This window comes from Pseudomonas fragi (assembly GCF_025426255.1).
Lineage (GTDB): Bacteria > Pseudomonadota > Gammaproteobacteria > Pseudomonadales > Pseudomonadaceae > Aquipseudomonas > Aquipseudomonas kulmbachensis.
In genome coordinates, this window is the sequence record NZ_CP104861.1 from 4,997,632 (window position 1) to 5,016,024 (window position 18,393).

At 58.0% G+C, this 18,393-nt stretch carries 17 protein-coding genes; 8 read left to right on the forward strand and 9 right to left on the reverse strand.

What is annotated here, in order from left to right; all coding sequences use genetic code 11:
• Positions 1–31: 31 nt before the first annotated feature.
• The 3 genes from hutU to hutC all read right to left on the reverse strand — a co-directional run bounded on the left by hutU (position 32) and on the right by hutC (position 3,391).
• Positions 32–1,729, reverse strand: coding sequence for a urocanate hydratase (gene hutU, locus N7D90_RS22895; protein WP_261740108.1), 1,698 nt, complete (start codon positions 1,727–1,729; stop codon positions 32–34).
• A gap of 376 nt (positions 1,730–2,105) precedes the next feature.
• Positions 2,106–2,684 carry a HutD family protein gene (locus tag N7D90_RS22900; RefSeq protein ID WP_261740109.1) on the reverse strand — a complete coding sequence of 193 codons (579 nt, stop codon included), beginning with the start codon at positions 2,682–2,684 and terminating at the stop codon, positions 2,106–2,108.
• Positions 2,681–3,391, reverse strand: coding sequence for a histidine utilization repressor (gene hutC, locus N7D90_RS22905; protein WP_219262600.1), 711 nt, complete (start codon positions 3,389–3,391; stop codon positions 2,681–2,683). Before hutC ends, N7D90_RS22900 begins: the two co-directional genes overlap by 4 nt.
• A 146-nt stretch (positions 3,392–3,537) precedes the next feature.
• On the opposite strand from hutC, the gene N7D90_RS22910 reads away from it, so the two are divergent.
• Positions 3,538–4,902, forward strand: a complete 1,365-nt coding sequence (locus N7D90_RS22910; protein WP_261740110.1) for a formimidoylglutamate deiminase — start codon at positions 3,538–3,540, stop codon at positions 4,900–4,902.
• Positions 4,903–5,014: 112 nt separating this feature from the next.
• On the opposite strand, the gene N7D90_RS22915 is transcribed toward N7D90_RS22910, so the two are convergent.
• On the reverse strand, positions 5,015–6,952 hold the full coding sequence (locus N7D90_RS22915) for an ATP-dependent DNA helicase RecQ (protein ID WP_261740111.1): 1,938 nt from the start codon (positions 6,950–6,952) through the stop codon (positions 5,015–5,017).
• Positions 6,953–7,155: 203 nt separating this feature from the next.
• Between N7D90_RS22915 and N7D90_RS22920 the strand changes: the two genes are divergently transcribed.
• Genes N7D90_RS22920 through N7D90_RS22930 form a run of 3 tightly spaced genes read left to right on the forward strand, consistent with a single transcriptional unit; the run spans position 7,156 to position 8,039 of the window.
• Positions 7,156–7,428 (forward strand): BrnT family toxin, encoded by a 273-nt coding sequence (locus tag N7D90_RS22920; RefSeq protein ID WP_261740112.1) that lies wholly within the window; start codon positions 7,156–7,158, stop codon positions 7,426–7,428.
• Positions 7,388–7,666 carry a BrnA antitoxin family protein gene (locus N7D90_RS22925; protein ID WP_261740113.1) on the forward strand — a complete coding sequence of 93 codons (279 nt, stop codon included), beginning with the start codon at positions 7,388–7,390 and terminating at the stop codon, positions 7,664–7,666. Before N7D90_RS22920 ends, N7D90_RS22925 begins: the two co-directional genes overlap by 41 nt.
• A gap of 22 nt (positions 7,667–7,688) precedes the next feature.
• Positions 7,689–8,039 (forward strand): DUF1493 family protein, encoded by a 351-nt coding sequence (locus tag N7D90_RS22930; RefSeq protein ID WP_261740114.1) that lies wholly within the window; start codon positions 7,689–7,691, stop codon positions 8,037–8,039.
• 66 nt (positions 8,040–8,105) lie between these two features.
• On the opposite strand, the gene N7D90_RS22935 is transcribed toward N7D90_RS22930, so the two are convergent.
• The 3 genes from N7D90_RS22935 to N7D90_RS22945 form a co-directional block, all read right to left on the reverse strand.
• The gene (locus N7D90_RS22935) at positions 8,106–9,647 is read right to left on the reverse strand and encodes a phosphoenolpyruvate carboxykinase (protein WP_261740115.1); all 1,542 of its coding nucleotides are present in this window, start codon (positions 9,645–9,647) and stop codon (positions 8,106–8,108) included.
• Positions 9,648–9,826: 179 nt separating this feature from the next.
• Positions 9,827–10,729, reverse strand: a complete 903-nt coding sequence (hslO, locus tag N7D90_RS22940; protein WP_261740116.1) for an Hsp33 family molecular chaperone HslO — start codon at positions 10,727–10,729, stop codon at positions 9,827–9,829.
• Between the two features lie 145 nt (positions 10,730–10,874).
• Positions 10,875–11,282 (reverse strand): RNA-binding S4 domain-containing protein, encoded by a 408-nt coding sequence (locus N7D90_RS22945; RefSeq protein WP_261740117.1) that lies wholly within the window; start codon positions 11,280–11,282, stop codon positions 10,875–10,877.
• Between the two features lie 235 nt (positions 11,283–11,517).
• Between N7D90_RS22945 and N7D90_RS22950 the strand changes: the two genes are divergently transcribed.
• Both N7D90_RS22950 and rimK read left to right on the forward strand, forming a co-directional pair.
• Positions 11,518–12,000, forward strand: coding sequence for an ATP-dependent zinc protease (locus N7D90_RS22950; protein WP_261740118.1), 483 nt, complete (start codon positions 11,518–11,520; stop codon positions 11,998–12,000).
• Complete coding sequence (gene rimK, locus N7D90_RS22955; RefSeq protein WP_016783140.1) at positions 11,997–12,902, forward strand: 30S ribosomal protein S6--L-glutamate ligase; 906 nt, start codon at positions 11,997–11,999, stop codon at positions 12,900–12,902. The genes N7D90_RS22950 and rimK overlap by 4 nt, the downstream gene beginning before the upstream one ends.
• A gap of 123 nt (positions 12,903–13,025) precedes the next feature.
• Here rimK and N7D90_RS22960 read toward each other — a convergent pair whose 3' ends face one another.
• Together N7D90_RS22960 and ompR are read right to left on the reverse strand one after the other, a co-directional pair.
• The gene (locus tag N7D90_RS22960) at positions 13,026–14,339 is read right to left on the reverse strand and encodes an ATP-binding protein (protein ID WP_261740119.1); all 1,314 of its coding nucleotides are present in this window, start codon (positions 14,337–14,339) and stop codon (positions 13,026–13,028) included.
• A gap of 114 nt (positions 14,340–14,453) precedes the next feature.
• The gene (gene ompR, locus N7D90_RS22965; RefSeq protein ID WP_261740120.1) at positions 14,454–15,194 is read right to left on the reverse strand and encodes a two-component system response regulator OmpR; all 741 of its coding nucleotides are present in this window, start codon (positions 15,192–15,194) and stop codon (positions 14,454–14,456) included.
• A gap of 358 nt (positions 15,195–15,552) precedes the next feature.
• Here ompR and N7D90_RS22970 point away from each other — a divergent pair, with 358 nt between their 5' ends.
• Positions 15,553–17,874: a Tex family protein gene (locus tag N7D90_RS22970; protein WP_261740121.1), complete on the forward strand. Its 2,322-nt coding sequence runs from the start codon at positions 15,553–15,555 to the stop codon at positions 17,872–17,874.
• On the forward strand, positions 17,874–18,257 hold the full coding sequence (locus N7D90_RS22975) for a PaaI family thioesterase (protein ID WP_261740122.1): 384 nt from the start codon (positions 17,874–17,876) through the stop codon (positions 18,255–18,257). The genes N7D90_RS22970 and N7D90_RS22975 overlap by 1 nt, the downstream gene beginning before the upstream one ends.
• Positions 18,258–18,393: the final 136 nt, after the last annotated feature.

Below are 18,393 nucleotides of genomic sequence, written 5' to 3' on the forward strand. Positions count from 1 at the left end.
CGAGCAGGCTCGCTCCCACAGAAGACCAGTGTCAGCCGTTGATCATCGGCAGGTTCAAGCCCTGCTCGTTGGCGCAATCGATGGCAATGTCGTAGCCCGCATCGGCGTGACGCATCACACCAGTCGCCGGGTCGTTGTGCAGAACACGAGCGATGCGCTCAGCCGCTTCGTCGGTGCCGTCACATACGATTACCATCCCCGAATGCTGCGAGAAGCCCATGCCAACGCCGCCGCCGTGGTGCAAGGAGACCCAGGTCGCGCCGCTCGCGGTGTTCAGCAAAGCGTTGAGCAGTGGCCAGTCGGACACGGCGTCCGAGCCGTCTTTCATCGATTCGGTTTCGCGGTTCGGGCTGGAGACCGAGCCGGAGTCCAGGTGGTCACGACCGATCACGATCGGCGCTTTCAGCTCGCCGCTGCGCACCATTTCGTTGAACGCCAGGCCCAGCTTGGCGCGCTGGCCCAGGCCAACCCAGCAGATACGTGCCGGCAAGCCCTGGAAGCTGATGCGCTCGCGGGCCATGTCCAGCCAGTTGTGCAGGTGGGCGTCGTCGGCGATCAGCTCTTTAACCTTGGCGTCGGTTTTGTAGATATCTTCCGGATCACCCGACAGCGCGACCCAACGGAATGGACCTACACCACGGCAGAACAGTGGGCGGATATACGCGGGTACAAAGCCCGGGAAGTCGAAAGCGTTTTCGACGCCAACTTCCTTGGCCATCTGACGGATGTTGTTGCCGTAGTCGAAGGTTGGAACACCCGCCTTCTGGAACGCCAGCATGGCTTCTACGTGTTCGCCCATCGAGGCTTTGGCGGCTTTGACCACGGCGGCCGGATCAGTCACAGCGCGGTCGCGGTACTGCTCCCAGGTCCAGCCTTTAGGCAGGTAGCCGTTCAGCGGGTCGTGGGCGCTGGTCTGGTCGGTGACCATGTCCGGGCGTACGCCACGGCGGACCATTTCTGGCAACAGCTCTGCAGCGTTGCCGCACAGAGCGATGGAAATCGCCTTGCCTTCAGCGGTGTATTTAGCGATACGGGCCAGCGCGTCATCCAGATCCGCGGCTTGTTCGTCGACATAACGAGTGGCCAGACGGAAATCGATGCGGCTTTGCTGGCATTCGATGTTCAGCGAGCAAGCACCAGCCAGAGTTGCAGCCAACGGCTGCGCGCCGCCCATGCCACCCAGACCGGCGGTCAGTACCCATTTACCGACCAGGCTGCCGTTGTAGTGCTGGCGACCGGCTTCGACGAAGGTTTCGTAAGTGCCCTGCACGATGCCCTGGCTGCCGATGTAGATCCAGCTGCCCGCAGTCATCTGGCCGTACATGGCCAAGCCTTTGGCGTCGAGTTCGTTGAAGTGCTCCCACGTGGCCCAGTGCGGCACCAGGTTGGAGTTGGCGATCAGAACCCGTGGCGCGTTGCTGTGGGTTTTGAACACGCCGACCGGCTTGCCCGATTGCACCAGCAGGGTTTCGTCATCGTTGAGGTTGGTCAGGCTTTCGACGATTTTGTCGTAGCACTCCCAGTTCCGCGCTGCCCGGCCAATACCGCCATACACCACCAGTTCGGTCGGGTTCTCGGCCACTTGCGGATCGAGGTTGTTCATCAGCATCCGCAGTGGAGCTTCAGTCATCCAGCTTTTGGCTGTGAGCTGTGTACCACGGGCGGCGCGGATCTCACCATCACGGTGACGGGTGAACGAAGCAGGCGATTTTGGGGTAGTTGAAGTCACGGGTAACTCCTCAGCGTTGGGCAGATGCGTCGGGTGTGAGAAGAGGATCGACGCACACTTATGTACTTGTACATACAAGCATATGCAAGTTAGCGGCCAATCTGCAAATTTTCGCCATGAAAAATCTGCAAGCCCCGTAAATAAAGGCGCGCAGATGCGAGAGAAGTTCTATGGGGGGGAGGGAAAAATTTGTAGGAGGTGTTACGAAAGCAGAATTGTGCGCTGAATTGGGGCGTTAGGTAACAGAGAACGGAAACATCACTGCTTTATGTAGCCGCTGCCGCAGGCTGCGATTGGGCGCGAAGCGGCCCCTGCCCTGACTATTGAAGGCAAAGGCCCTTCGGTCCTTATCGCAGCCTGCGGCAGCGGCTACACGCTAGACCGGCGTTAACTCGATCACACAGCACAACCCGGTCACAGTGATTTCCAGCAACTGGCGATTGCCGCTCAATTGCAGGCAGTCGTAACGGCCCAGATGTTCGTGGCTGGTGTTACCCAGGCTCACATGCGTTTGTTCACCCGCACCAAACACCAACAGCGTATGCGCCGAGCTGAACAGGCGCTGCGGGGTTGTCGCGTGCAGCCATTGCAGGCGTGCCGCATAGCGATGGGGGGCGTAGATCAGATTGAAGTCGCGGATTGGCCCATCAATCAGGGTGCAGGTGACGGCGCTTTCACCCCGGAACGCAAACGCATCGAACGGTAACAATCCTCGGGTGCTTACGCCGTCGACTTTCAGGTTCATCCCCGCGCCTTGCAGCACGCTGATAACCCGCTGATAACCGTCGAAACGCGAAAAACCGCCAGACTCGCCAATATCGGCAATCGACAGGCGCCAGCCAAAACCTTCAAGACCCTCGCCCGCGTCACGGGTGATCTCTTCGGTGCTGCCGCCGCCGTTTTTCCACGGCATGCGCGGGTAATCGGCGGCGCGTAAAACAACGGTCTGGCTCATTTATTGAAACGTCCTTCGAGGCGGTGACGGGAACCCGGGTGGATCAAGCGGGCGGCGGTAACAGGCTGACGACCCGACCAGGTGCGGCGGCGAATCAGCAGGCACGGCTCACCGGGCTCGATTTGCAGTAATTTGCATTCTTTAGGGTCAGCCAGAATCGCTTCAACCACGTGCTCGCCTTCGGTCAGTGGTGCAACCTGAGACAGATAGGCGTAAGGCGTTTGCAGGGTGAAATCCTGCTTAAGGTAGTCCGGTGCCACCAGCGCATTGACGAAACGGTCTTCAATTTGCACGGCAATCCCGTTCTCGTAGTGCACGATCAGCGAATGAAAGACTTTCTGCCCTTCACGCATGTCGAGCACGGCGGCGCGTTCGGAACCGGCCATCTCTTCGCCCAGACTGATCACCTTGCAGGTGTGTTTATGCCCACGAGCAGCGATCTCATCGGCAATGTTGTTGACTTCAAACAGCGCGGACTGAGTCTTGGGCTCGGCCACAAAAGTACCGACGCCCTGCATGCGCACCAGTAAACCGTCGGCGGTCATTTCACGCAGCGCACGGTTAATGGTCATGCGACTGAAGCCCAATTGGGTCACCAGCTCGCTTTCAGAAGGCACACGGTAATGCGGCGGCCAGTTCCCACTCTGGATTTGCGCAGTGATCATTTGCTTTACGCGGGCGTAAAGCGGGGCCGGGCTATCGCCCATGTGGGCGGCCAGCGGGGACACGACAGGCGGAGTCGACACAGGCAATCCTTGTTCATGAGTTAAGTGGCGTAGCTTGCCGGAGTTTACCGAGCAGGCAAACGTCTGTATATGTATATACAAATTACAAGCAATGGGGTACCGAACCGATGTCCGTCTTCTTTGCCGAGCGTGCGCTGCTACCCACAGGCTGGGCTGCCAATGTCCGAATCGAGGTCGGTGCCGATGGCCACCTGACCCGGGTTCAAGCCAATGCCGACGCGCACGGCGCCGAACGCCTGAGCGGGCCACTGCTGCCGGGCATGCCGAATCTGCACTCCCACGCATTCCAACGGGCCATGGCCGGTTTGGCCGAAGTGGCGGGCAACCCCAATGACAGTTTCTGGACCTGGCGCGATTTGATGTATCGGCTCGTCGGAAAAATAAGCCCCGAGCAGCTCGGTGTTATTGCCCGTCAGTTGTACATTGAAATGCTCAAGGCAGGTTACACCTCGGTCGCCGAATTCCATTATGTACACCACGATCTGTCGGGCCAGCCTTATGCCAATCCGGCAGAACTGGCGTTGCGCATCAGCGAAGCGGCGCGCTCGACCGGCATTGGCCTGACCCTGTTGCCGGTGCTTTACAGCCACTCGGGCTTTGGCGGCCAAGCACCCAATGACGGCCAGCGGCGCTTTATCAACAGCACCGAGCAATATCTGAAATTGCAGCAGCAGTTGCAGCCGCTGCTGGCGCAACAACCTGCGCAAGCCTTGGGCCTGTGTTTTCACTCGCTGCGCGCCGTTACCCCCGAGCAAATCCACGAAGTCTTGCGCGCCAGCGACACGACTTGCCCGGTTCATATCCATATCGCCGAGCAACAAAAGGAAGTCGACGACTGCCTGAGCTGGAGCGGCAAGCGGCCGATCCAGTGGCTATACGACAATGTCGAGGTCGATCAGCGCTGGTGCTTGGTGCATGCGACCCACGCCAACGCCGCTGAAGTTCAGCTTATGGCGCAAAGCCAGGCCGTAGCCGGGCTCTGCCTGACCACAGAAGCCAACCTGGGTGACGGTATTTTCCCGGCGGTGGACTTCCTTGCTCAAGGCGGGCGCATGGGTATCGGCTCGGACAGCCATGTGTCGCTGAGTGTGGTTGAAGAACTTCGCTGGCTGGAATACGGCCAGCGCTTGCGTGATCAACGCCGTAACCGGATGTATCGCAGCGACCAACCGATGGTCGGGCGCACGCTGTACGACGCGGCGCTGGTGGGTGGTGCCCAAGCGATGGGGCAGGCGGTTGCCGGATTGGCCGTGGGCCAGCGCGCCGACTGGCTGGTGCTTGACGGTAACGACCCGTACCTGGCCACCGCCAAGGACGACGCGATTCTTAACCGCTGGTTGTTTGCGGGCGGCGATCGTCAGGTGCGCGACGTGCTGGTCAATGGCCAGTGGGTGGTGCGTGATGGTCATCACGCCGATGAAGAAGCCAGTTGCCGCGACTTCACCCGGGTGCTGCGCGAGCTGTTGGGTTAACCCCTGCGACAACGGTTACAAAGAAACTAACCGTGGGAACGAGCCTGCTCGCGAAGCCCGTTCGCGAGCAGGCTCGTTCCCACTGGGGATACCTTGGCCGGCAACAGCGTATCTACAAGGAAAGCATTTCCTTCGCGGCCCATTCCCGCACCTGGGCATAGGGGTAGTTTTCCAATGCCGCAAACCCCGCAATGGCGCGCGCTTTCATCTTGGTGAACATCGGCACACTGATCCCGCATAAAAAACGGGTCAGGCGTTCTGCCGGGGGATAACTTCCCGTGTACTCCTGATGCCTGTGGATAAAAGCGCCACATAACGCTTCGAAGTTCTTATCCACAAGCGGCGACAGTGCAGGCGGCTCCGGCAAGTGAGCTACCTGCCCTGCGCACACCGAACAATGCCCGCAATGCTGCGGTGCCTGTTCGTCGCCAAAGTACTGCGCCAGCCGATAGCTCAGGCAAGTTTCACTGGCGAACAACGCCAGCATCGCGTGAATACGCACAATCTCGCCACGCTCGTGGGCAGTGAAGTAAGCATGCAACTCCTGGCTCAGCGCCTGGGCATCAAAATCGCTCACCAACAGGCTGTAGACCTCAGTCATCTGCTTGCTTTCAAGCTCGATCCAGCCCTTCTCCTGAAAGTAATCCAGCGCTTTGACCACCCGATTGCGGTCGGCCTGATGGTGGCTGTACAACGCGTCGAAATTCACCGTGGCCCAGGTTCTCGCACGGCTGGAAGTCTGGATGATGGCCGAGACGAACTGCTGGCGCTCGCCCTCGAACCTGGCCAGCAGTACTTCGGGCTCGATCAAAAACTTGAAGCGATACTCCGCAAAATAGGCATAGCGCGGAGCAATCAGACCACGCAGTTCCAGTTGCACCAACAAGGTTTTGAGCGGTAACTGACGAATATTGCTCTGATCAGACAACGGCAGAAGCATGAACTCCCACTGCCCTTCAGGTATCGCCCCACGCAGTTCATCAAGCACGCAGCGAATGCCTTGCAGCTCGGGCGTATCGCCGTACACAAAGTTTTCCAGCACGTTGAGGCTGTCGCGGTTGGCCAGCACCAGACATTCGGACGGCTGACCATCACGCCCGGCGCGGCCGATTTCCTGGCTGTAGTTTTCAATCGACTTGGGCAAGTCAAAATGCACCACGTTGCGGATGTCGCTTTTATCAATGCCCATCCCAAAGGCAATGGTGGCGACGATGCAATTCAACTGCCCGCTCATAAACTGGCGCTGAATGCCCTCACGTTGATCGTGGGGCAAACCGGCGTGATAGGCGTTGGCACTGATCCCGTGCTGGTTGAGGTGCTGAGCGATCTGCTCAGCGGTCCTTTGCAGCGTGACGTACACGATGCTGGGCTGGCCAATGCGCTGGCCCATCCACTGCACCAGGCGCTCGCGCTTGGTCGCGCCGCTGACCGGCTCAACCCATAAGTTGAGGTTGGCGCGATAGAAACCGGTGGTAATGACATCCGCCTCGGCAATCGCGAATTTGGCCTGCATATCCGCGATTACATTGGGCGTAGCTGTAGCCGTAAGCAGCAAGGCCTGCGGGATATTGAACTGACGCTGGTAGTCCGGGAGCTTCAGGTAGTCCGGGCGAAAATTGTGCCCCCACTCGGAAATACAGTGCGCTTCATCCACCACCAGCAACGAAACCGGCACCTGCTGCAAGAAGTTACGAAAACGTTCGTTCTTGAGGCGCTCAACCGAGATCATCAAAATCTTCAACTCACCCGTTTTCGCCCGAGCCATGACTGCACTTGCGTCATCACGGCTTTGCGCCGAATCAATGCTGGCCGCCGCAATCCCGTGGCGTTGCAAAAACGCCAACTGATCTTGCATCAGGGCTAACAGGGGCGAGACCACCAGTGTCAGGTGCGGCAATAACAGGGCCGGCAGTTGGTAACACAACGACTTGCCCGAACCCGTCGGAAAAATCGCCGCCGCCGAACGCCCAGCCAGAACAGCACTGATCGCCGCTTCTTGCCCGGCACGAAACTGTGGGTAACCGAAAACCTGTTCCAGGGTGTTGTGCATCACTGTCACTCCATTGACCACTGCAAAGCGCAAAACTCTAACGCGGGGGTTGCAGCTGATCGAGAAAAGGTCGGGGGCAAATTGAGAGGGGATGATACAGGGCCGGGCCAGAATGCCTTGAACAACCCTTTGTCAGGAGAAAACGCAAAGTTTGGCAACAACTGGATTTTGCCAGTAGTATTTATTGTACATACGATATATTGATGCAAATAACCTACGACATCACCAAGCGCAACAAGACGCTAATCGAGCGAGGCCTTGATTTCGCTGACGCAAAAGCCGTATTTGCAGGTCATCACTTCACAGCTGAAGACTTACGTCAGGATTACGGCGAAGTCCGACTAATCAGCATCGGCCTGATACAGGAACGCATGGTTGTTTTGGTCTGGACACCGCGCGGCGAGGACCGCCGTATTATATCAATGAGGAAAGCCAATGAGCGCGAACAAGTACTCTATGCCCATCGATTGGGCTGACCCGAATGACGCGCCGGAGTTGACAGAGGCCTTTTTTGAAGCTGCCGACGAGTTCAAAGGTCCGCAGTTGATCAAACGCGGCAGGCCCAAGGCTGAAAAAGTGCTCACACGCATCACCATCCGACTTGCGCCCGAAGTCGTGGAGCAATTCAAAGCGTCCGGACCCGGCTGGCAAACACGAATGAACGCAGCATTGGCTGACTGGTTGAAGACTCACTCGCCAGGAGAGATACCTTGAAATTCTTTTCGGACTTTTGACCATGAAACTCGCCTCTGACCTCCCGGACACCCCTGCCCTACGCGAGCTGATGCAGGTGCTGCATGAAGAAATCGGCCTGCCGGAACACAAGGCCGTCAGCCTGAAGACCTCGATCAACCTCGACCTGGGCTGCAACGGCAGCGATGCCCAGCATCTGATGGAAACCCTGGAGGAGCACTTCGGTCTTGAGCTGACCGATTACGACGCCTACCGTTACTTCCAGCCAGCCGGTAATGACCCGCACCTCAAGCGCAAGGCCAAGGGCCGCGAGGGCAAAGTGCCGCTGACCATTGGCATGCTGTATGAGGCTATCCAAGCCCGACAGTGGGATACCCAAGCTCTGGAAGGCTAAATTCCAGGCACAAAAAAGCCGCCTTTTCAGGCGGCTTTTTCGTGGATCAACACACTGACCGAATGCTTACGCCTTCGGGCCAGCAGCCTTGATCGCGTCGCTGACGTCGAACTTCTTGAAGTTCTCAACGAACAGGCCAGCCAATGCCTTGGCAGCTTCGTCGTAGGCAGCTTTGTCTTCCCAAGTGTTACGTGGGTTGAGCAGTACTGTGTCAACACCCGGTACGGTCAATGGTACGTCGAGGTTGATGGTGTCCAGGTGCTCGGTTGCTGCGCCGATCAGAGCACCGCTCTGGATCGCTGCAATCACGCCACGCGTAGTCGGGATGTTGAAACGCTTGCCAACGCCGTAGCCACCGCCGGTCCAGCCGGTGTTAACCAGGTACACCTTGGAGCCGAAGCCGCGGATGCGCTTGATCAGCAGCTCTGCGTATTCGCCAGCTGGGCGCGGGAAGAACGGTGCGCCGAAGCAGGTGGAGAAAGTCGACTTGATGCCGCTGCCCGAACCCATTTCAGTCGAACCCACCAGCGCGGTGTAGCCAGACAGGAAGTGGTAGGCCGCTTGTTCTTCGCTGAGGATCGAAACAGGTGGCAACACGCCAGTCAGGTCGCAAGTCAGGAAGATCACAGCGTTAGGCTCACCACCGAGGTTCAGCGGAGCGCGTTTTTCGATCAGTTCACGCGGGTAAGCGGCGCGGCTGTTCTGAGTCAGGCTGTCGTCTGCGTAGTCTGGTTTTTTGTTCTCGTCGAGAACAACGTTCTCCAACACGGCGCCGTGCTGGATGGCTTTCCAGATAACCGGCTCGTTCTTCTCGGACAGGTCGATGCACTTGGCATAGCAACCGCCTTCGATGTTGAACACAACGCCTACGCCCCAGCCGTGTTCGTCGTCACCGATCAGGTAACGGCTTTCGTCAGCCGACAGAGTGGTTTTACCCGTGCCGGACAGGCCGAAGAACAGGGTAACGTCGCCCTCTTCGCCCATGTTGGCAGCGCAGTGCATCGGCAGAACGTCGACTGCTGGCAGCAGGAAGTTCTGAACCGAGAACAGGGCTTTTTTCATCTCGCCGGCATAACGCATGCCCGCGATCAGTACTTTTTTGGCTGCAAAGTTGATGATCACGCAACCGTCGGAGTTGGTGCCATCACGCTCTGGCTCGCACACGAAGTTCGGTGCGTTGATCACTTGCCACTCGTCTTTGCCCGCTGGGTTGTACTGTTCAGGGTTGATGAACAGGCAACGGCCAAACAGGTTGTGCCAAGCAGTTTCGGTGGTCATTTTGACGGGCAGGTAGTGCGCCGGATCTGAACCTACATGCACGTGAGAAACAAAACGCTCACGCTCACCCAGATAAGCCGCAACGCGGTCCCACAGTGCATCGAACTTGTCGGCCGGGAACTTGCGGTTGATCGGGCCCCAGGCGATTGCGTCCTGAGTGGTCGGCTCTTCAACAATGAAGCGGTCAGCTGGTGAACGGCCGGTACGATGGCCGGTTTTGACAACCAGTGCGCCATTGTCGGCAAGCTCGCCCTCACCACGGCTCAGGGCTTCTTTGACCAGATCGTCGATGCTCAGATCGGTGTACACGGCGTTATTAGCTTGCGTCATGAGGTTCCCCGTCGGCCATTGGCCGATTGCGCCAAACGTTTTGTAGTAGAAAAGTTTGCACTACTACCGCGAAAAAAGTGGGCCGGATTATGCCAGAAAACCCCAAAAAGAGTAGGGCCCACCTGTCAGAACCGCGCAAGAACGGGTTTTGACAGGCGTTTTACCTAAGCTGAATCGTTTTAGTGCTGAGTGCCTGAAGGTGATTTAACACCCGCGCCAGCGAACAATTGATCGACATCAGCGGCATCAAACAGGTAGCGCTCGTTACAAAATTGACAGTCAATTTCGATATGGCCGCCATGTTCGGTAACCAAAGCCAGCGCATCTTCATGCCCCAGACTGGTCAATGCATTACCTGAACGCTCACGCGAACAGCTGCACTTGAATTCAATGACCTGGTTATCAAACAAGCGCACTGTTTCTTCGTGATACAGGCGATGCAGGATGGTTTCGTTGTCCAACCCCAGCAACTCTTCAGCCTTGAGCGTATCGCCCAGCATCAGCAACTTGTCCCAGCTGTCGACACGTTCTTCTTCATCCTTGACCACGTCAGCAGGCAACTGCTGCAAGAACATGCCACGCGCACGCTTGCCATCGGCGACAAGCCAAAAGCGGGTCGGCACTTGCTCAGACATCACGAAGTAGTTGGTGAAGCAGTCAGCCAGCGTTTCGCCGTTCAGATCCACAATGCCCTGATAGCGTTTGCCAACTGTAGGATCAATGGTAATGGCCAGTACGCCGTTAGGCAGCAGGTCAGCCAGAGTGGCGTCCGGGGCAATGCTGTCAGCGTCAAAACGAGCCAGGCCGCGTATTTCACGGTCGCTGGTGCATTCGATCATCAACAGGGGCACCGGGCCTTCGGAACGTGCCTGCAGGCTCAGCAAACCATCGATTTTCTGGTTGCCTACCAGCAACGCAGCGGCAGCCATCAACTCGCCCAACAACTGCTGGACCGGCTGCGGATAGGCGTGCTTGGCCAACACATCAGCGTAGCTGTGCTCCAGCGAGGCCAGTTCGCCGCGAGCATCGCTGGTGTCGAACATAAAACGTTGTGTGGAATCGGTTTTGAGTAAGTCGGACATAAGAATAGAGTTCTGAATTGGTGACAAAATGTGTACGAGTCTTTCAATGTCGTGCAGGTCTGATGACCCTATATGGCGCCATGCATGGACTATTACAAGTTATGCACTCGCGGACTCGACGTACGGTTTGTGAGTATTGATCAGCTCACTCGGCACCACTGGCATCATGAAACTGGTGCAGTTGGCGCCTTTGTTTCTTGGTCGGCTTGCCATCAGTACTGATGCCCATGGCCCCGGATTTGCGCATGGCAGCTGCTTTCTCGCGCTTGGCGATGCTTTGTTCGGTTTCGGCGTAGAGTAATTGAGCTTCCGGCGCGCCACGGCGCACGACTGACAGCGCTTTGACTTCCACAGTGCGTTCTTCAAGGCCTATACGTATTTGCAGTTCATCGCCCAAGCGGGGCTCTTTGCTCGGTTTGCAGCGCTCACCACGGCAATGCACCTTGCCGCTTTCAATGGCCGCTTTGGCCAACGCACGGGTTTTGTAAAAACGCGCTGCCCAGAGCCACTTGTCCAGGCGAACCTTGTCGTCCTCTTCCTGCTTTTGTGCCACTGGAATTCCTCTTCACTGAAATAGTCAGAACTGTACTACTACTTGCGATGAACAACTGAAGCAATCGGCCCGATAGAATGCCTGCCTGCTGAACAGCGTACACGCAGATAACTGTCGCCATTTGCCGGATATTCTGCGTGAATACCGTTTGTAGACTGCCAAATCGGCATCGCCGATTGTTTTACCTGCAGGGTTCCTCCTGCGGCCTGAATACGTTAATCGCTGGTTACTTATATTGAAGACTTTTGATCACTTGACCGTTGTCGGTCTGCGCGAGTGGGTGGCGCTTCCCGATTTGGGAGTCGCGGGCCTGCGGGCGAAAATCGACACCGGTGCCAGTACCTCCAGCTTGCACGCCTCCGAAATCGAGCCATTTGTGCGCGACGGTGTCGAGTGGGTACGTTTCAATGCCCATTTGGGCACACTGGTACAACTGCGTCACCGCCGCTGTGAAGCTCCCTTGGTGGCCATTAAAACCATCAAAAGCTCCAACGGCCACACCCAGGTTCGCTATGTGATCCGCACTGGCCTGGCGCTGGGTGACCGGGTCTGGCAGGTCGAATTCACCCTCGCCTGCCGCAAATCGATGCGTTACCGCTTATTGCTGGGCTCAAAAGCCCTGATTGACGGCCAACTGGTCGTCAATCCTGAACATAAATATGTTCAAGACAAGCCGGTGTTCCCGGTCACTACTACCTCTGCCACAGGTGTTGCATGAAGATCGCTGTGCTGTCGCGTAACCCGCGTCTGTATTCCACTCGTCGTCTGGTTGAAGCCGGTACCGAACGAGGCCATGAAATGGTAGTGATCGATACCCTGCGCGCCTATATGAACATTGCCAGTCATAAGCCGCAGATTCACTATCGCGGCAAGCCGCTGGAAGGCTTCGATGCGGTGATTCCGCGCATTGGTGCGTCGGTTACATTCTACGGCTGCGCGGTACTGCGCCAGTTTGAAATGATGGGGGTTTTCCCGCTCAACGAATCGGTGGCGATTGCCCGTTCGCGGGACAAACTGCGCTCGCTGCAACTGCTGTCGCGGCGTGGCCTGGGTTTGCCGGTGACCGGCTTTGCCCACTCTCCGGATGATATTCCCGACCTGATCGAAATGGTCAACGGCGCGCCGCTGGTGATCAAAGTGCTGGAAGGCACCCAGGGTATTGGCGTGGTGCTGTGTGAAACCGCCACCGCTGCAGAGTCGGTGATTGAGGCCTTTATGGGGCTCAAGCAAAACATCATGGTGCAGGAATACATCAAGGAAGCCGGCGGTGCCGATATTCGTTGTTTCGTGGTCGGGGACAAGGTGATCGCGGCCATGAAACGTCAGGCCAAACCGGGCGAGTTCCGTTCCAACCTGCACCGTGGCGGCAGCGCCAGCCTGATCAAAATTACACCGGAAGAGCGCATGACCGCCATTCGTGCGGCCAAGGTCATGGGACTGAGCGTGGCAGGGGTCGATATCTTGCGCTCCAACCACGGCCCGTTGGTGCTGGAGGTCAACTCTTCACCTGGGCTGGAAGGCATTGAAACCACCACAGGCAAGGATGTGGCCGGGATCATCATTCAGCATCTGGAGAAAAACAGCAGCCCGCATATGACGCGGACCAAGGGCAAGGGTTAAGTACCTTTGTAGCCGCTGCCGCAGGCTGCGATGGGCAGCGGCAGCGGCTAGCGACCCCGCTTTTCATGTCAAAAGCGAAGGTCCTGCGGCCCTTATCGCAGCCTTCGGCAGCGGCTACAGGGCCTAAACCGCCCCTCTTGGCAACATCAGCCCCAGCGGCAGGCGTACACGAGCTTCCAGCCCGCCGCCGCTGCGGTTGCGCAATTCGACATTGCCGCCATGCATGGAGGCAATCCGCTTGACGATAGCCAGGCCCAGGCCCGTACCTTTGCCGCCACGGGCACGGTCGCCGCGAATAAACGGATTGAAGATATCTTCAAGCTCCGAAGGGTCAATCCCCGCTCCCCTGTCCATCACGCTCAGTACCACGTACGGCGCGCTGACGTCTCCGGACACATAAGCCGCAACCTCAACGTCTTCGCCCGCATGGTGCAGAGCATTGCCGATCAGGTTGTTGAGCAGGCGTTTCATCGATACCCGGCGCAACGCAAACGGCTGGATCGGCTGCAAACGCAAGCGAACCTGCTCACCGTTCTGGTTGTAGGGCGCCACGACTTCACGGATCAATTCACACAGGTCAACTTCTTCGACCGGCTCATCACGTCCATCACGGATGAAGGCCAGGAACTGATCGAGGATCGCATCCATGTCTTCGATGTCACGCACCATATCGTCCGAAAGATCGCTGTGGTTGCCCATCAGCTCCAGAGACAGACGCAAACGGGTCAGCGGGGTCCGCAGGTCATGGGACACGCCCGCAAGCATCAGCTCACGCTCACGGCCTGCCTGCTCGACGTCTTCAGCCATTTGATTGAAGGCACTATAGACCTCGGTCATTTCGCTGGGCGTGTCACTAATGGGCAAGCGCACACTGCGCCCCTGCCCCAGCTGACGTGCCGCATACACCAGACGCTTGAGCGGCTGATTGAGCTGGCTGACGAAAATCCAGGCCGATGCAGTGGATAGCAAGCCAATCGCCAGGAACCAACCCAGCACATTCCAGATTTTCTGCCCGCGAAGCGGGTGCGGGTATAACGGCACTTTCAGCCAGCCTTCACCCAGGCTCGGGGCACGCACCCACAGCGCAGGAGACGTGTGCATCCGCAAGCGAACTTCGGTATCAGGCCCAAGCTCAGCCTGCATCTGACGTTGGTAGATTTCACTGTAGGGCCAGTGTTGCTCACCCTCGGGCACACCGCCGCCCACGACACGCACCAGATCGACGGCATCGATAATCTTGTTACGGTTTTCTTCATCAGCGGCCCAATAGGCGCGCAGGGTCAGTGCCACACCGTGGCTGTATTGGCGATCGACCAATACGTCCTCGTTCATGAGCAGATAAACCAGCGTCAGGGCCTTGGAAAACAGAACGACAATCAGGACGAGCCAGAGAGTGCGCGAGAAAAAACTTTGGGGAAACCAGAGAGGGGTTTTCATAGACAGCCGCTTTTACACTTTGCAGGAACGAGCCCTGAGACCCGCAAAAAAAGTATCGCGAGCCGATCAGGTCCCCGAAGGGCACCTGCATGGCTCGCTCCTACAAATGAGCGATTACTTGGTCGCGTTACCATCGGGCACGAACACATAACCTACGCCCCAGACGGTCTGGATATAACGCGGTTTGGACGGGTCCGGCTCGATCATGCGACGCAAACGGGAAATCTGGACGTCGATTGAACGCTCCAGCGCATCCCACTCACGACCACGGGCCAGGTTCATCAGCTTGTCGCGGGTCAATGGTTCACGAGCATGCATGACCAGGGCTTTAAGCACTGCAAACTCACCCGTGGTGAGCATGTGAACTTCATCGCCACGCTTAAGCTCGCGAGTCGCCAGGGACAGCTCGTAATCACCGAACGTCACGCTTTCGTCTTCGCTGCCCGGCGCACCCGGCACCGGAGCCGCTTGGCGGCGCAGCACGGCACGCACCCGCGCCATCAGCTCATCGGGGTTGAACGGTTTGGCCAGGTAATCATCGGCGCCCAGTTCCAGGCCCTTGATACGGCTCAGCTCGTCGCCCTTGGCGGTCAGCATGATGATTGGCACCCGATTGCCTGCTGCACGCAGACGGCGGCAGGCTGACAAGCCGTCTTCGCCAGGCAGCATCAAATCCAATACCACCAGGTTAAATACCTCACGAGCCAGCAAACGATCCATTTGCTCGACGTTCGGCACAGCACGGGCGCGATAGCCCTTGCTGACGAAGAAACGTTCCAGCAGGCTGCTCAGCCCAGGATCGTCATCAACGATGAGAATTTTTTCGCCTTCAGCCGTTTGTGCAATGCTGCTCATTAGATGCTCCTGTGATCTCGGCGCGCATTATGGCTTAGCCGCTGTGATACGCATGGTGTGCATTGTTAGCAGATTTTTCCTGCATAAACAGCAGACCCGTCAATGAGGCCGTAGCGCGCAGTGCCCTGAATCCGGGAACGCTGGTTATAATGCGCCGCCTTTTGTGTCAGGCAACCACGAATTTTCAAAGGTTGTGGCAGGATTTATTTTTTCAGCGCCTGCCGTAATTTGCTGATTTCACGGGTCAACAGGCTGCCCTTTTGGCCCAGGTAGCGGCGCCCTCCGGGCCGCTCAACCAGCCTCGCAAGCCTTCAAGCCCGGGCCTGCGAGCCTGCATCACAATTTGTCAGGTGGTTTTATGGACAGCATCAACAGCCGCATCGCCGAAGAACTTGGCGTGCGCCCGCAGCAGGTCGAAGCGGCCGTCGCTCTTCTGGATGAAGGCTCCACCGTGCCCTTCATCTCTCGCTACCGCAAGGAAGTGACCGGCAGCCTGGATGACACCCAATTACGTCATCTGGAAGAACGCCTGCGCTATCTGCGCGAACTCGACGAACGGCGTCTGAGCATCCTCGCCAGCATCGAAGAACAAGGCAAGCTGACCCCGGAACTGGCCCGCGACATCAAACTCGCCGAGACCAAAACCCGCCTCGAAGACTTGTACCTGCCGTACAAGCAAAAGCGCCGCACCAAGGGCCAGATCGCCCTGGAAGCAGGCCTGGGCGAACTGGCAGATGGCCTGTTCAACGACCCGACACTCAATCCCGAAACCGAAGCGGCCCGTTTTGTCGACACTGAAAAAGGTGTGGCAGACGTCAAGGCAGCCCTCGATGGCGCCAAGTACATCCTCATGGAGCGCTTCGCAGAAGACGCCAGCTTGTTGGATAAACTGCGCAGCTTCCTCAAGCACGAAGCCATCCTCAGCGCCCGCGTGATTGCTGGCAAAGAAGAGGAAGGCGCCAAGTTCCGCGACTACTTCGAACACGACGAGCCGCTCAAAAGCATGCCGTCGCACCGTGCTCTGGCGATTTTCCGGGGCCGCAACGAAGGTATCCTCAGCTCGTCGCTCAAAGTCGGTGAAGAATTGCCCGGCACACTGCACCCCGGCGAGATGATGATTGCCCAGCGCTTCGGCCTGGAAAATCAAAATCGCCCGGCGGACAAATGGTTGGGCGAAGTGGTGCGCTGGACCTGGAAGGTCAAGCTCTATACCCACCTCGAAACCGACTTGCTGGGTGAGCTGCGCGACGGTGCCGAAACCGAAGCGATCAACGTATTCGCCCACAACCTGCACGACCTGCTGCTGGCTGCACCTGCTGGCCCGCGCGCCACCCTGGGTCTGGACCCGGGCCTGCGTACCGGCTGCAAAATTGCCGTGGTCGATGCCACCGGCAAGCTGCTGGAATACGCCACCGTGTACCCCCACGTGCCGCACAACAAATGGGACCAGACCATCTCGGTCATGGCCGCCCTGTGCGCCAAGCACTCGGTGGAGCTGATTGCCATCGGCAACGGTACTGCCAGCCGCGAAAGCGACAAGCTGGTCATCGATCTGATGAAGAAATACCCGGCCTTGAAAGTCACCAAGGTGATGGTCTCTGAAGCTGGCGCTTCGGTGTACTCGGCCTCGGAACTGGCGGCCAAGGAATTCCCGGATCTGGACGTTTCGATCCGTGGCGCAGTGTCGATTGCCCGCCGCCTGCAAGATCCACTGGCAGAACTGGTGAAAATCGATCCAAAGTCCATCGGTGTCGGCCAGTACCAGCATGACGTGTCCCAGCTCAAGCTGGCTCGCGGCCTGGACGCTGTGGTTGAAGACTGTGTAAACGCCGTGGGCGTGGATGTGAACACCGCCTCCGTGGCGCTGCTGGCACGTATTTCGGGCCTTAATGCCACGCTGGCACAAAATATCGTTAGCCATCGCGACGAAAACGGCGCGTTCAAAACCCGTGCGGCGTTGAAAAAAGTCAGCCGCCTGGGCGAAAAAACCTTCGAGCAAGCGGCAGGTTTCTTGCGCGTCATGAATGGCGACAACCCATTGGACAGCTCGGCGGTTCACCCCGAGGCCTACCCGCTGGTCAAGCGCATTGCTTCGGATACCGAGCGTGACATTCGCTCGCTGATCGGCGACGCCAGCTTCCTCAAGCGCCTTGATCCGAAGAAGTTCACCGACGAAACCTTCGGCCTGCCGACGGTCACCGACATTCTGCAAGAGCTGGAAAAACCAGGCCGCGACCCGCGTCCTGAGTTCAAGACCGCCGAGTTCCAGGAAGGCGTCGAAGACCTCAAGGACCTGCAACTGGGGATGATTCTGGAAGGTGTGGTGACCAACGTGACCAACTTTGGTGCTTTCGTCGATATCGGCGTGCATCAGGACGGTCTGGTGCACATCTCGGCCTTGTCCGAGAAGTTCATCAAGGACCCGCGTGAAGCCGTGAAAGCCGGTGACGTGGTCAAGGTCAAGGTCATGGAAATCGACATCCCGCGCAAACGCGTAGGCCTGTCGATGCGCATGAGCGACACCCCCGGCGAAAAAATCGACGGTGCTCGCGGTGCACGCCCGGGTTCCGCCCCGCGCCAGCAAAACACAGCACCACGCAAGGAAACGGTTGCCGCAGCGCCGAGCAATAATGCGATGGCCTCGCTGTTTGCCAACGCCAAACAGCTGAAGAAACGCTAATGGCGCTCCCGGACGGCCTGACCCAAAGCGCTTTCAGCGAGTTGATCGGTTGCCGCGTGCAGTCGTTGGAAGACGGCGTGGCGCATGTGGCGCTGAGCCTGGAGCCGCAACTGCGCAACCGGGGCGGCAAGCTGCACGGTGGCGTGTTGTTCAGCCTGGTGGATATCAGCATGGGGCTGGCGTGCTCCAGCGCCCATGGTTTTGATCAGCAGAGCGTGACCATCGAGTGCAAAATCAACTACATCCGCGCGGTGTCTGAAGGCGATGTGCTATGCATCGCCAAGGTCATTCACCCAGGGCGACGTACTCTGGTCGTCGAAGCAGAGGTGTTGCAGGGCGACAAACTGGTCGCAAAAGCACAAGGCACGTTCGCTGTCCTGTAGCCGCCGCTGGGTCATTTGAGTTAATTTCGGCATTGCTAACGCGGTGCCGAAATGCGCTTGGAGCGCTCAGGGGCCGAAACAGGGACGGGACCAAAGCACTATCAACAAAAGCCAGGCGACCACGCCGGTTTCAACT